The 12,650-nt window shown below is 60.8% G+C and carries 13 protein-coding genes; 4 read left to right on the top strand and 9 right to left on the bottom strand.

The genetic code is table 11. From position 1 onward, the window contains the following. Positions 1-66 precede the first annotated feature (66 nt). The 3 genes from AC0QUY_RS03525 to AC0QUY_RS03515 all read right to left on the bottom strand — a co-directional run bounded on the left by AC0QUY_RS03525 (position 67) and on the right by AC0QUY_RS03515 (position 2,061). Positions 67-255, bottom strand: coding sequence for a hypothetical protein (locus AC0QUY_RS03525; RefSeq protein WP_475385773.1), 189 nt, complete (start codon positions 253-255; stop codon positions 67-69). A gap of 38 nt (positions 256-293) precedes the next feature. Beyond that, positions 294-428, bottom strand: a complete 135-nt coding sequence (locus AC0QUY_RS03520; RefSeq protein ID WP_256380298.1) for a hypothetical protein — start codon at positions 426-428, stop codon at positions 294-296. 1,267 nt (positions 429-1,695) lie between these two features. Beyond that, positions 1,696-2,061 (bottom strand): hypothetical protein, encoded by a 366-nt coding sequence (locus AC0QUY_RS03515; RefSeq protein ID WP_246738359.1) that lies wholly within the window; start codon positions 2,059-2,061, stop codon positions 1,696-1,698. Positions 2,062-2,164: 103 nt separating this feature from the next. Here AC0QUY_RS03515 and AC0QUY_RS03510 point away from each other — a divergent pair, with 103 nt between their 5' ends. Continuing rightward, positions 2,165-2,350: a DUF3606 domain-containing protein gene (locus AC0QUY_RS03510; RefSeq protein ID WP_161849216.1), complete on the top strand. Its 186-nt coding sequence runs from the start codon at positions 2,165-2,167 to the stop codon at positions 2,348-2,350. Positions 2,351-2,704: 354 nt separating this feature from the next. On the opposite strand, the gene AC0QUY_RS03505 is transcribed toward AC0QUY_RS03510, so the two are convergent. From AC0QUY_RS03505 to AC0QUY_RS03480, 6 genes are all read right to left on the bottom strand, one after another. Beyond that, positions 2,705-2,917: a response regulator gene (locus AC0QUY_RS03505; RefSeq protein ID WP_246738358.1), complete on the bottom strand. Its 213-nt coding sequence runs from the start codon at positions 2,915-2,917 to the stop codon at positions 2,705-2,707. Positions 2,918-3,013: 96 nt separating this feature from the next. Next, complete coding sequence (locus AC0QUY_RS03500) at positions 3,014-3,298, bottom strand: hypothetical protein (protein ID WP_161849215.1); 285 nt, start codon at positions 3,296-3,298, stop codon at positions 3,014-3,016. A 113-nt stretch (positions 3,299-3,411) separates the two neighbouring features. Continuing rightward, positions 3,412-3,708 carry a hypothetical protein gene (locus AC0QUY_RS03495; protein ID WP_475385772.1) on the bottom strand — a complete coding sequence of 99 codons (297 nt, stop codon included), beginning with the start codon at positions 3,706-3,708 and terminating at the stop codon, positions 3,412-3,414. Between the two features lie 867 nt (positions 3,709-4,575). Next, positions 4,576-4,788 carry an FAD-dependent oxidoreductase gene (locus AC0QUY_RS03490; protein ID WP_475385771.1) on the bottom strand — a complete coding sequence of 71 codons (213 nt, stop codon included), beginning with the start codon at positions 4,786-4,788 and terminating at the stop codon, positions 4,576-4,578. Positions 4,789-5,475: 687 nt separating this feature from the next. Beyond that, complete coding sequence (locus AC0QUY_RS03485) at positions 5,476-8,664, bottom strand: efflux RND transporter permease subunit (RefSeq protein WP_475385770.1); 3,189 nt, start codon at positions 8,662-8,664, stop codon at positions 5,476-5,478. Between the two features lie 26 nt (positions 8,665-8,690). Further along, positions 8,691-9,932, bottom strand: a complete 1,242-nt coding sequence (locus tag AC0QUY_RS03480; RefSeq protein WP_475385769.1) for an efflux RND transporter periplasmic adaptor subunit — start codon at positions 9,930-9,932, stop codon at positions 8,691-8,693. A gap of 202 nt (positions 9,933-10,134) precedes the next feature. Here AC0QUY_RS03480 and AC0QUY_RS03475 point away from each other — a divergent pair, with 202 nt between their 5' ends. The 3 genes from AC0QUY_RS03475 to AC0QUY_RS03465 all read left to right on the top strand — a co-directional run bounded on the left by AC0QUY_RS03475 (position 10,135) and on the right by AC0QUY_RS03465 (position 12,649). After that, entirely contained in the window at positions 10,135-10,734 is a 600-nt protein-coding gene (locus tag AC0QUY_RS03475) for a TetR/AcrR family transcriptional regulator (RefSeq protein WP_161849211.1), read from the top strand. A gap of 237 nt (positions 10,735-10,971) precedes the next feature. Then, on the top strand, positions 10,972-11,712 hold the full coding sequence (locus tag AC0QUY_RS03470) for a FadR/GntR family transcriptional regulator (protein ID WP_475385768.1): 741 nt from the start codon (positions 10,972-10,974) through the stop codon (positions 11,710-11,712). 40 nt (positions 11,713-11,752) lie between these two features. Next, positions 11,753-12,649 carry an NAD(P)-dependent oxidoreductase gene (locus tag AC0QUY_RS03465; RefSeq protein WP_475385806.1) on the top strand — a complete coding sequence of 299 codons (897 nt, stop codon included), beginning with the start codon at positions 11,753-11,755 and terminating at the stop codon, positions 12,647-12,649. Position 12,650 lies beyond the last annotated feature (1 nt).

The following is a 12,650-nucleotide window of genomic DNA, read 5'->3' as shown; positions in this document are numbered from 1 at the left end:
AACAGAATGCAAGGTTCCTAACGAGCTACGCCGGCTTCGATATCGTTTCGCACGGCGCTGAAGCCGCTATTGCTTGAGGCAGCGTTGTCTGCTCTCCACCGCTTTCTCGATGGCGAATTCGGCATCCAACACGGCGTCGGCCCGTGTAAGCGCGATGCCAGTCCGCGTTTTGGTGGCATCGAGAAGGACGACCCATTTCCAGCAACATGGATTTGTCGTCTGAATGATTTCAAACTGGATGGCTTTGTATTCCATGGCCGTTCCTCGAAGCGCCGGCACAGGAAGTTTCCGGATTACCCCGCAACGAATGTCGATTGCACGTCCAGCCCCTCAGCATCAACATTCGCAACCACCGCCGCCGTGACGACGGCAAATGTCACGATTGCAAAAGCAAGTCCGATGAGTTTCAGGCTGTCAGTATCGGCCATTAGTTAACCTCAAGACCGTTAATTAAACACATATCGAACCGACGCTGCGATACCCGCTGCAATGGACTTGCAATCGCCGCCAACGTCCGGTCGAGCACTTCGAGGAGCAAGCCTGATCAACCGCAACCCTCAGCGGAAATCCCTCACCCATTGTGAGCTCCAAGAATGCCGCTCCTAAAGTCAATTCGGTCGCAACGAAAAAGTTGCCGCTTTTTCCCGTGCACTTGATCCGCCTGTAGGGAACTTAGATGTTCTGCCGATTCGACATTCTTATGCGCTTTGTCAGGAGCCGCCGCTGGCTCAGGGTCGCTCTAAGCGGAGGCACCACCACATAGCAGGTGCCGGTAACCGTGCTCATTCATCTGCACGCGATAAATGGCTGTCGAACGCCGTTCGAGCGCGATCAGATTCATGTTCTGGATCAAGATGAAGCACGACTCGCGCAACTTCCCGCCAATCAGCACCTTTCGTATCCGCATCTAGCATGCGAAGATACGAAGCTTCGCTTGCTCGCCGCATGTGCTCGGCATCCGCAGCTATCTCTCGGGAGAAGGTGTTCCTGGATGTCGCTTCATCATGTGGCTCCGCAGACGCACTCGCTTGCCTTCACGTTGAACCATTAGTCGATAGCCATCGTGCCTGATCTCTGAAGCCATTCCGGCCGATCGGGGACCTTGGTCCCGCGCGTCGGAATGCAGGGATCGAACGCAGATTGAGACATGCGGGATAAATAGGCAACCGCAGGCAAAATGCGAGACTGATCAGAGCAGCCGAACGGTCAACTGCCGCTGCCGCCGAAATCAGAGTTCGCAGCGGGAAGCTTGCACGTCTGCAAATCGCAGCGACGGCAGCTAATTCCGGGACTTTACCATCCACCGTGGAAGTGACGTCGATGACCCCATCCGCCACGCCAACCCGGACCCTCGTACGCATATACACGCGGTGCCGCATACACCGGATATTCTTCAACCACCACTCGCGGCGGCGCTACGATGACGGGGCGGCGGACCACCAGAGTCTCGGAAACGATTGGAGCCGATTCCTCGACAACAACCGGCGGAGAAGTCCGGTACTCGTACGATCGTGCATAGCTTTCGCTGTAGCTGGTTACGGGCAGATCGGACGCCACGGCCGGAGAAGCAAGAGCAAGCGCACTTGCTGCACCAAAGATTAAGTTGCGCATTTCAGTTGTCCCTTGTTGGTCTTGCTTGTCGCCCGTAACGAGCAGAACGCGCAAAAACGTCGTTAGGTTCATGAACGGTCTGATTCATACCAGCCGGAGGGTCAGCTGACGCCGATCGCGGACATCGTGCCGTTCGACGAAATCAGAAATCGTATGGGGAAGCTCGCGCATCTGCAGATCGCAGCGGCGGCGCAATTCGCGCGCGACGTCTTCGGAAACATCTTCCGCCCAATGCTCGGCGGTATTGAAGGCGACAATGCGAATTGGATTGCTGTATTGGCCGGTAAGCAGATCCCCGAGGACCGTCTCGAGGTCGGCAGTTTCGCAATCGGCTTCACGCCAGGCGCGGCCTAGTCGACCGAGATCATCCGCCACCAAGTAAACCGTCTCAACGTTGTCGTTCGGGACGATCGACGGCGTCCAACTAGAGCTACGCATAATGAACTCCACTCAATACGGATTCAAATTGACCTGAGCTGAATCGTTCCGGCGGGAGAACAGGAACCCGGCACATCATGACGCGTTGCCCACTCGCAACGGGAGGTATTGCAGGATGGCAAAGGCAAAGAAGAAATCCAGACGCGGTCGCAAGCAGGACGGAGCGCGGGTCGCCGGTGGGCAGGATTACGAGGTGCGCTACACGGCGAAGAAGGCAAAGAAGTCCGCGAGCGCTGTAAAGAAGGCGGTCAAGAAGGTCGGCAGCAGCCGCAAGCGGGTCGAGCGTCGGCTCGGCCGTTAGGAACGCGAATGCAGGTGGTGGGTTGACAAATGTTCGCACCGTGTCCCCCCAGGGTGCGTAACCAAGAAGGGCCCCAGCCCGCCGCGGGGGCCCTTCACTCGTTTTAAGGCCGCGATGCAATGTGCGAGGTGCGACAACAATCGGTGGGGTTGCGAAAATCATTCCGAGAGACCGTTTTTAGGAAAAGCGGCTCCACGAGACAAAACCCCGACGACGGGCCGCTCACCTCAGCACCGCGTCCAATAGCTGCTGTGGCTCATAGGGCTTCATAAGAAAGTGGGTTTCGTGCAGGACCAAGGGCGCGCTGTGTCCTGAGACCATCACGACGTTGAGGTTCGGGAATTTGCGCTTGGCTTACTGCGCAAGTTCGGCGCCGGACATCCCTCCACCAAGCTGCATGTCGGTCACCAGCGCGCGGAATTCAGTGCCTGTTGTAGCTAGTACAAGTTCCGCGACCTCTCCATTGTCACACTCGACCACCTCAAGCCCCTCGCTTTTCAGAAGGTCGGCCAGGCACGTCCGCTGGAACGGATCATCCTCCACAATGAGGGCGACGAAGGTCGACATTATTGCCTCCGGAAAAGAAATCAAATCCCGGAATTCGCAATGGTTGCAACCGGCCGGCTGGCGTTCGGATGGATCGGTTGTGCTGGGCGGACGTAGCTAAGCGAACAACTCCGCGCCCGCTGGCGTGAGGGTGACGAATGTTCCAGACTCGTGCAGCGCCACTCGTTCGATCACCTCGTCGGCGGGCGCGAGCAGCGACAGCGGCACCGGGAGGCCGAGCGTCCGTGCGGTATGATGGTTGAGACAAGCTCGAACTTGACGCCTACATGACGACCGGGGCTGATGATATGCGACGCAGTTGAAATTGATTTCCTTGCGGGCCGCATCGCCCTCTCGATCTGTCGCCTTCACCCGCGAGATTGAAGCTTGCCCTTTCTGCATCGGTGGGAACTCGATCGCGGTCTGGACGATCCTCGCTGTCTCCTTCTGCAGGCGGTCTGGAAGCGACTGTCCGTAAGAAAGGCCCCACCAGAGAGCGGCCCTTTGCGTCCTTGCTACCAGCCGCGAATGATGAACCTTGGTCTGCTGTAGCCGGAGCGATCGTAGTAGCCGGGGCCAGCGTAGTAGTTGTAGCCCCGGCCGGGGAAGTAGCTGGGGTCGTAGTAATAGCGCAGGACATGGCGCGGTCCCCGGGTCCGCCAGCAGCGCCCATAATACTCGTTGCAGATCAGGCCGACCAGATCGACGTTGGAGACTTCGACGGAGTTGATCGTCGTCGCGTTGACGGGCGCGGCGAAAGCGGCGGACGCGAGCAGCGCGGCACCGAATACGCCCAGTGCGATGGCCTTCATGGAGTTCTCCCTTCGGTTGGCCTTGGAGCAGCCTGCGTCCGGGGAAAGCATCAATTGGCGTTGGAACGCCACCGCTGACGACCGGGTTCTGGTGCTCCGAAACGCTCTCAGTCTCATATCCGGGCGATGAGATTGGTTGCCCGCGCAGGCCCGCCAAACGCGACCAGAAATCGCACCAGCCGCGCAAGTCGAGCGTGCCGATAGTAGTGACGTGGTCGAATAGGCGGCGCGTCAGGTCGGTGGTTTCGGTCACGGCTTATCCTTGCCGAACGGCAGTTTGATTTCCTGGCCGGCGGTTCGCACCTGTCTTGCGGTGGCCGCGGTCATGATGCCGACTCCCGGACGATGAACTCGACCCGCACGACACCTGGCAAGCAAGCGAGGATGTCCTGCTGGAGATCGCCATCTCTGCCGTTCCAAGCGATCTTCGCGCTAGCCGTGGGGACGCCGGGGCGCGGCGGGCGGCGGAAGCGGGCAAACCAGTGCCAAGCCCCCAGGGTATGGTCGGCGTTAAACGTTTGTCTATAAGTGGTGAGGGTGCCGACCTGCGTCGCCAGGGCATGATCGGGATCACAAAGCCAACGGGCTTGAAATTACGGTTCTTGTCCTTGCCGAATGCGAGCCAGTGACCAGGATGGATCTTGCGCAACCTCGCGCTCCGAGCAGCGGACGATCTATTCTACCGTCCAGTAGGGTTGCGCCGGGTTGAAGCAATCGTTGGTTAGGACCGTAGTTCGCACAACATTCGACAGGAAAATCCCTTAAAGGCAGTAACTTGTGCGGGAAGCGGGAGGAGGGCGGCAATCGGGGACGACGAGCCCGCTATAGGCGGTTATGCGCTGGTAGGCCCAATCGCCCGCAATCTCGTCAGGTAGGGCGGCGTGGAGGTGAAAGCTGCGGCGCGCCAGCGCAGAGCGGAGTGCCAACGGACCAGTCGAGCGCCAGAAATCCGCCGGCCTTGCCGGACGCCGCCGCAGCCACTTCGGTCCGCTCCACCACGATGACGTCGATGCCGCGGCGAGCGAGGAAGTAGGCGGTGCAGGCTCCGATCACGCCGGCTCCGCAAATCACCACCCGCATGATGTCTCCATGGATTCATATAGAAGCGCCGAGCCAGCCCAGGCCCGGTTCATTGGCTGCTGCTTGCCCCGGCCCCGGTTGTTACTGGCCGAAATCTTGGTGGCACGTAGCGTAAACGGGTGCCTTCGCTTTGGTGCTTCTCAAAATAGCGGCACAGTCCACAAATGTCGTCCCCGGAGGACTGCTCCGATTGCATGGTCGATTGCGAGGCGTGCGTACTGAATCGGCGTCGCGCCCGATTTGGTTAGTTCAGCTTGGCACTGGGCTTGAAAAGCACCTATAGGCGGGAAATGCACCTCGCCTTTGGCTCATCTCGGCAAGTTATTGAAGTTGCTAACATCTTCTCCGCCCTCCGAGCGCACCACAGCCCACGTCCAGCGCTGAAATCGCGTTGGGTTGCAGCTTCCACGATAGTGGGTTTCGCTCTGCACGAAGCCTGACTCGAGACACTGCAGTCTGATCGTCCCTCGGCGATCAGACTGTCATTCCGACAAAGAGAAAACCCACTGCGAATTCAATGCAGGTTGGACGACACATTTGTCGGAATGGACATTGATTTTCCGACAAGATCATACGCCTCTTAATCAGCGGGTCCCAGGTTCGAGCCCTGGTGCGCCCACCAAGCCTTTCAAGCACTTGCAATAGTGCCCGCCAGACGGCCCGCTTCCAGGCAACCCCGACATTGCATCAGCGGCTGGGCTCCGGCGCGTGACCGGTCGCCCCATCGGCGGAATGGTTTGTCAGTGGCTTCAGTCCCGTGACGGTGCGCAACAGAACGTAGAACACGGGTGTCAGGAACAAGCCAAACACTGTAACGCCGATCATGCCAGCGAAAACGGCGACACCCATAGCTCGGCGCATTTCCGAACCGGCACCGGTCGAGAGCACCAGGGGCAAGACGCCCATGATGAACGCCATCGAGGTCATGAGAATCGGACGCAGCCGCAGGCGGCTCGCCTCGATCGCTGCCCGGATCGGCGAACGGCCTGCGAACTCCAGTTCGCGCGCGAATTCGACGATAAGGATTGCGTTCTTGGCGGACAATCCCACCAGCACGATCAACCCGATCTGGGTGAAGACGTTATTGTCGCCCTTCGAGATCCAGACGCCGAACATCGCAGCAAGCAGCCCCATTGGTACGATCATGATGATCGAGAGGGGCAAGGTCAGGCTCTCGTAGAGCGCTGCCAGCACCAGGAACACCAGCAGAATCGCCAGCGGGAAGACCCAAATGCCGGAATTGCCTGCGATGAACTCCTGATAAGTCAGGTCGGTCCATTCGAAAGCAAAGCCCGGCGGCAGCACTTCGGCGGCGATGCGCTCGGCGGCGGCCTGCGCTTGTCCTGAGGAATAGCCGGGTGCCGCCGCGGCGTTGATGTCGGATGACAGGAAACCGTTGTAACGGATTGCGCGCTCGGGCCCGGCGCTTTGGCGAATCTTCAGCAGTGCTGAGAGCGGGATCATGTCGCCGGATGCGGAGCGCACTTTCAATTGCCTGATATCGTCAGCCCGCGCACGGAACGGCGCGTCGGCCTGCACACGGACCGAATAGGTGCGCCCGAACTTGTTGAAGTCGTTGACGTAGTACGAGCCCAGATAGATCTGCAGCGTGTTGAAGACCTCGGTCACGGGCACGCCAAGCTGCAAGGCCTTGGTGCGGTCAATGTCGGCGAACAACTGTGGCACGTTGACCTGGAAGCTCGAGAACACGCCGGCGATTTCCGGTGCCTTCTGCATCGCGGCGATGAACGCCTTGGTCGCCTCGTTCAGCGCGTCATAGCCGAGGCCGGCGCGGTCCTCGATCTGGAGCTTGAAGCCGCCGATGGTGCCGAGCCCGTTGACCGGCGGCGGCGGGAACATGGCGATGAAGGCTTCCTGGATCCCGGCATATTTCTTGTTCAGTTCGGCGGCAATCGCGAGGCCACTCAGCGAGGGATCCTTGCGCTCGTCGAACGGCTTCAGCGTCGAGAACACAATGCCGGCGTTGGAGGAATTGGTGAAGCCGGAGATCGACAGGCCTGGGAACGCCACCGAGCTTTCGACACCCGGCTGCGTCAGCGCGATGTCGCTCATCTTGCGGATGACGTCTTCGGTGCGGTCGAGCGTGGCCCCGTCGGGCAGGCGTGCGAAGCCGACGAGGTACTGCTTGTCCTGACCCGGGACGAAGCCGCTCGGCACCTGCTGGAAGAGCAGGGCGGTCAGGCCGACCAAGAGCACATAGACGCCCATCACCGCCGCCTTGCCGGAGATCACCTTGGAGACGCTGCTGCCATAATTATCCGAAGCGCGCCCGAAGGCGCGGTTGAAGCCGCGGAAGAACCAGCCGAGCCCTTTTTCCATAACGAGGGTCAGCCTGTCCTTCGGCTCATTGTGGCCCTTGAGCAGCAACGCCGACAGCGCCGGCGACAGCGTCAGGGAGTTGACCGCGGAGATCACGGTCGAGATCGCGATTGTCAGCGCGAACTGCTTGTAGAATTGCCCGGTGAGGCCGGAGATGAAGGCGAGCGGAACGAATACGGCAATCAAGACCAGTGCGATCGCGATGATGGGGCCGCAGACTTCCCGCATTGCCTGGTAGGTAGCGTCTCGCGGCGACAGCCCGGCCTCGATGTTGCGCTCGACATTCTCGACCACGACGATGGCGTCATCGACGACGATGCCGATTGCGAGCACCAGCCCGAACAGGCTGAGCGCATTGATGGAGAAGCCGAACACGTGCATCACGGCGAATGTGCCGACGATCGACACCGGCACAGCCAGTAGCGGAATGATGGAAGCCCGCCAGGTCTGGAGGAACAGGATGACCACCAGTACCACCAGCACGATCGCTTCGAGCAGCGTGTGGATCACCGCCTCGATCGACGAGCGTACGAACTGTGTGGGGTCGTAGACGATCTGGTAGGATACGCCCTCGGGCATGTTCTTCTTGATCTCGGCCATGGTAGCGCGGACGCGGTCGGAGATCTGGAGCGCGTTGGAGCCCGGTGCCTGGAAGATCGGGATCGCCACCGCCTGCTTGTTATCGAGCAGCGAGCGCAGGCCGTATTCGGACGCACCTAATTCGATGCGTGCGACGTCGCGGAGCCGCACCACCTCGCCACGCGAACCGGTCTTGACCACGATGTCGCCGAACTGCTCCTCACTTGCAAGCCGACCTTCGGCATTGACCGACATCTGAAGGTCGATGCCCTTGACGCTCGGCGAGGAGCCGACCACGCCGGCGGCGGCCTCGACGTTCTGGGCCTGGATCGCCCTCACGATGTCGCTCGCGGTCAGGCCGTGCTCGGCGGCCTTTTGTGGATCGGCCCAGACGCGCATCGAGTAGTCGCCGGCGCCGTAGAGCTGGACATCACCGACGCCGTCGATCCGCGCCAGACGGTCCTTGACGTTCAGCACCGCGTAATTGCGGAGATACGTCATGTCGTAACGATTGTTTGGCGAGAGAAGGTGTACGACCATGGTGAGGTCGGGCGAGCTCTTCTTGGTGATAATGCCGAGCTGGCGAACTACCGCCGGCAGGCGCGGCTCTGCCTGCTGCACGCGGTTTTGCACAAGCTGCGTCGCCTTGTCGGGATCGGTGCCGAGGCGGAACGTCACTGTCAGCGTCATCGCCCCGTCGGTGGTCGCCTGGCTGCTCATGTAGAGCATGTTCTCGACGCCATTGATCTGCTCTTCGATCGGCGTTGCCACTGTTTCCGCGATCACCTTCGGATTGGCGCCAGGGTAGGTCGCGCGCACCACCACGGAGGGCGGTACGACGTCCGGATACTCCGAGATCGGCATCGCAAAGAGCGAGATCAGGCCGGCCAGGAAGATCACGATGGAAAGCACGCCGGCAAAGATCGGCCGGTCGATGAAGAACTTTGAGAGAGTCATTGCTATGCCCCAAGCGCTGCGGGTGGTTAGCGCTGCACGATTTGCTGGCTGCTGTCGTTCGATGCTTGCTGTGGCCCGCGCGAGCCCATCTGCGCAATTTCTGTCTTCAGGAGCGCACCCGGGCGTACCCGCTGTAGGCCGTTGACGACGATGCGGTCGCCGGATTTCAGGCCTCCCGTCACGACGCGGAGTCCATCGACGGAGCCACCAAGCGTTATTCCGCGATAGACCGCGCGGTTGTCGTCGCTGACCACCATGACGAACTTCTTGTCCTGGTCGGTGCCGATCGCTCGCTCGTCGATCATCACCAGTGTCTGTTGCTGAGGCTGGCCCATCCGGACGCGCGCGAACTGACCCGGGATAAGGCGGCCATCGCCGTTCTGGAATACTGCGCGGACGCGTATCGTGCCGCTCTGACCATTGACCTGGTTGTCGATCAACTGGATATGGCCTTTGGCCGAGGTGCCGCCGGAGGTGGTCATCTCGACGGGTATTTGATCAAGATTGCCGCGCTTGCCCGAACTATCTGCAATGGAATTCAGCGCCCGCAGCACGATCTCTTCGTCGGCATCGAAACTCGCATAGATCGGATTGACAGAAACCAGAGAGGTCAGGACCGGCGAGGCAGTCCCTGCGGTCACGAGATTTCCGACGGTCACCTCGATCTTGCCGACGCGGCCATCGACGGGCGCGCGGACCTCGGTGTAGTCGAGATTGAGCTTTGCAGTCTGCAGCGTGGCTTCGGCGGCCTTCACATTGGCGATCGCTTCGCGATTGGCGTTGTCGCGCTGATCGAAATCGCGCCGCGTGACGACGGCGTTGCCGACGAGCTGCGCGCCGCGCTCGACTTCGCTGGCAGTGAAGATCGCACGCGCCTTTGCTGCCTCGAGCTGCGCGCTGGCCTTATCCACTTCGGCGGCGTAGGGCGCCGGATCAATCTTGAACAGGACATCGCCGGCTTTCACGAGCGCGCCCTCGGCAAAATTGGCCGACAGGATCGCGCCAGCGACGCGTGGGCGGAGTTCGACGCGATTGACGGCTTCGAGACGTCCTGAGAAGTCATCCCACAGCGCGGTCCGACGCGGCTCGATTACCGAGATCGTGACGGAGACGGCTTGTTCGGGTGCGGTCCCAGTGGTCGCCTGGGCTGCATAAAAGTAGCGGCCGCTCGCGATCGAACCGGCCGCCACGATGATGCCGATGATGGCAAGGCCGCCGACAACGCGTCGGAAACGGCCGGAACGGAAGGTGTTAGCGGGTGGGGGCATTTGCGCGCTCCATAACTGTAGTGTTCGCTACAGATGTGGAGCTGGACGGCAATCTGCAAGATACTTATGTACCATCCACTACGAAAATCTTGGATCATCATCCGCGAGACTGGAAATCAAATAAAAGAATCACGATAAATCAGAAGGTTAGACAATTGAACGCCGCGCGAAAAGCGGCGTCGGCTTCAAGGGAGTAACGCAAATGGCCATGGGACGCCCGAGAGAATTCGACGCCGATGCCGCATTGGATCAGGCGATGGAAGTCTTCTGGAGGCATGGCTATGAGGGCGCCACCATTGCGCAACTTACCGAGGCGATGGGCATCAATCCGCCGAGTCTCTATGCGGCATTTGGAAATAAGGAAGGTCTTCTGAAGGCTGCTCTCGATCGGTACACGGCAAAACGTGCGGCCTGGATGGACGAGGTTTTGAGCGCGCCAACCGCCCGCGACGTCGCGGAGCGGATGCTCATGGGTACTGCAGACAGCCAAACCGATCCCGACAATCCGCCCGGTTGCCTGCTCGTGCAAGGCGGCCTTGCCTGCGGTACCGGTTCGGAGAACGTTCCCTTCGAGCTAGCAGCGCGCCGTGCATTAACCGAAGATCAACTGCGCGAGCGCTTCGTCAGGGCGAAGGAAGAGGGCGATCTGAAGCCGGCCGCCGACGCTGCCGCGCTGGCGCGCTATCTGTCGGCGGTATCCGCCGGCATGGGCGTGATGGCGTCATCCGGCGCCAATCGCGAAGCGTTGCGGCAAGTGGCGAACGTATCTGTCAAAGTTTTCGAAGAACAGTCGGCAAAGTGAGAGGTCAGCTTTCTTGCCGCGCACTGGATCGCGGCCGGTCGTAGCGCCAAGGTCATCCGACTGCTCGCCCCAATCTTTGGAGAATTCACCGAGGGCTTTGCAACGCAGGATCTCGTTGCAGCCTCGATAGGCCTGCATCGTCGCGGGCGGGCTCGTACCGCTGCGCCATCAAAGGACTTGACGCCCGAGTCTGGTCATCCTACTGGTCTGACCAAGGTCAGATCAATGGACGCAGGGATGGAACTCACGCGGCCTGTCGAGCCAGACAAGGGATTCGAGAAGGTTTTTGCCTTCTTGCGGGAGCGACTTCTCGCAGGGTCGCTCAAGCCCGGCGATCGCCTGATTTCCGAGCGCGAACTCGCAAGCCAGCTTGGCGTCAGCCGGCCGATCGTTCGCGAAGCGCTGCGCGCGCTGACCGTGCTCGGCATCGTCGAAATACGCGATCGCATCGGCACCGTCGTGACGCGGCCGGATGTTTCGGTCCTCAATGACTTCTTCACCTTCGCGCTCGCCCAGCAGGCGGACATGCTCGATGACGTGATGCAGGCGCGCGTCGCAATCGAATGCCAGGCGATCAGGCTCGCCTGTGAGCGCGCAGGAATTGCCGATTTCGAACGTCTACAGCGCGCGCTCGCGCAGATCGAAGCGACGATCGACGAGGCCGATGCGGGCGGCATGGCCGACTTCGAATTTCACCGCACGATCGTGCTCGCCTCACATTCGGAAACGCTGACCGTCCTTCACAATTCTTTGGCGGGTCTCCTGACGCATTCGCATCGTAGCCGCCGTGAGCTCGTGCAGTCGTTCCCTTCGATGAAGACGTATCTGGTCGACGACCACAGGCGCATCTTCGAGGCCGTTATCGCACGTGATCCGGAACGAGCGGATGCGACGCTGCGAAAGCACTTCGAGATTGGCGATGAATACCGCAGGCGTGCGCTGGTCGGCGAGACCGACGGCCGAAAGGCGTCGCGCTGACGGCAACGCAATCGAACAACAAGAAGACGAGAGCGAACAGATGGGACGGGACGGCAAGGGAAGCGTCGGCTTCATCGGCATCGGCACGATGGGCCGGGAAATGGTTCGCAACCTCCTGAAGGCAGGTCACTCGGTCCGTGCCTTCGACCTCAACGAGGCCGCCGTTGCAGACGTCGTCAAGGATGGCGCCGCCCGTGCGCGACATGCGGCAGACGCCGCGCGCGACGCCGACATCGTCATCACGATGCTGCCCGACACGGCCCATGTCGAGGCGGTAGTCTACGGCGAGGACGGTCTGCTGAAAGCTCCGCCTCCCGGCAAGCTGATCGTGGACATGAGCACGATCTCGCCGGTCGCGGTCCGCCGCATTCATGCCGATCTGAAGCAGGCCGGCGTCAGCTTCATCGATGCTCCTGTGTCCGGCGGCCCCCTCGGCAAGAATGCAGCGCTGTCGATCATGGCCGGCGGCGAAGCTGAAGCCTTCGGCAAGGCTGAACCTTTCTTCAGGGCCATGGGCACGACCATCACCCATGTCGGCGCTTCCGGTGCCGGACAAACGGTCAAGCTCTGCAATCAACTGATTTGCGGCATCAACATCCAGGCGATTTGCGAAGCGCTCGCCTTGGGGCGCGCTTCCGGCGTCGATCTTGATCTGCTTCGCCGCGTTCTGTTGGGCGGCTCGGCCTCGTCCTGGATGCTGGACAAGCTTGGTCCGGCAATGATCGGAGGCGACGTCGGCGCCGGCTTCCGGATCGACTTGATGCTCAAGGACCTCAGGCTGGTGCAGGAGCATGCGCAGGCGCTGAACGTGCCACTGCCCGGAACCGCACTCGTCACGAGCCAGTATGTCGACGCGCGGGCGCACGGCGAAGGCGCGAACGGCAATCAGGCTCTGTTCCGCGTCTACGACCGCATGACCAATCAGAACACTGGATGAT

The sequence above is a fragment of the Bradyrhizobium sp. WYCCWR15520 genome (assembly GCF_056174665.1).
This window is presented reverse-complemented; position numbering and strand designations above follow the sequence as displayed.

Bases quoted from the DNA above. Each gene is read 5' to 3' on its own strand.
- AC0QUY_RS03525 (WP_475385773.1), bottom strand. From the start codon at position 255: ATGGAATACAAAGCCATCCAGTTTGAAATCATTCAGACGACAAATCCA.
- AC0QUY_RS03520 (WP_256380298.1), bottom strand. From the start codon at position 428: ATGGCCGATACTGACAGCCTGAAACTCATCGGACTTGCTTTTGCAATC.
- AC0QUY_RS03510 (WP_161849216.1), top strand. From the start codon at position 2,165: ATGGCAAAGGCAAAGAAGAAATCCAGACGCGGTCGCAAGCAGGACGGA.
- AC0QUY_RS03505 (WP_246738358.1), bottom strand. From the start codon at position 2,917: ATGTCGACCTTCGTCGCCCTCATTGTGGAGGATGATCCGTTCCAGCGG.
- AC0QUY_RS03500 (WP_161849215.1), bottom strand. From the start codon at position 3,298: ATGCAGAAAGGGCAAGCTTCAATCTCGCGGGTGAAGGCGACAGATCGA.
- AC0QUY_RS03495 (WP_475385772.1), bottom strand. From the start codon at position 3,708: ATGAAGGCCATCGCACTGGGCGTATTCGGTGCCGCGCTGCTCGCGTCC.
- AC0QUY_RS03490 (WP_475385771.1), bottom strand. From the start codon at position 4,788: ATGCGGGTGGTGATTTGCGGAGCCGGCGTGATCGGAGCCTGCACCGCC.
- AC0QUY_RS03485 (WP_475385770.1), bottom strand. From the start codon at position 8,664: ATGACTCTCTCAAAGTTCTTCATCGACCGGCCGATCTTTGCCGGCGTG.
- AC0QUY_RS03480 (WP_475385769.1), bottom strand. From the start codon at position 9,932: ATGCCCCCACCCGCTAACACCTTCCGTTCCGGCCGTTTCCGACGCGTT.
- AC0QUY_RS03475 (WP_161849211.1), top strand. From the start codon at position 10,135: ATGGCCATGGGACGCCCGAGAGAATTCGACGCCGATGCCGCATTGGAT.
- AC0QUY_RS03470 (WP_475385768.1), top strand. From the start codon at position 10,972: ATGGAACTCACGCGGCCTGTCGAGCCAGACAAGGGATTCGAGAAGGTT.
- AC0QUY_RS03465 (WP_475385806.1), top strand. From the start codon at position 11,753: ATGGGACGGGACGGCAAGGGAAGCGTCGGCTTCATCGGCATCGGCACG.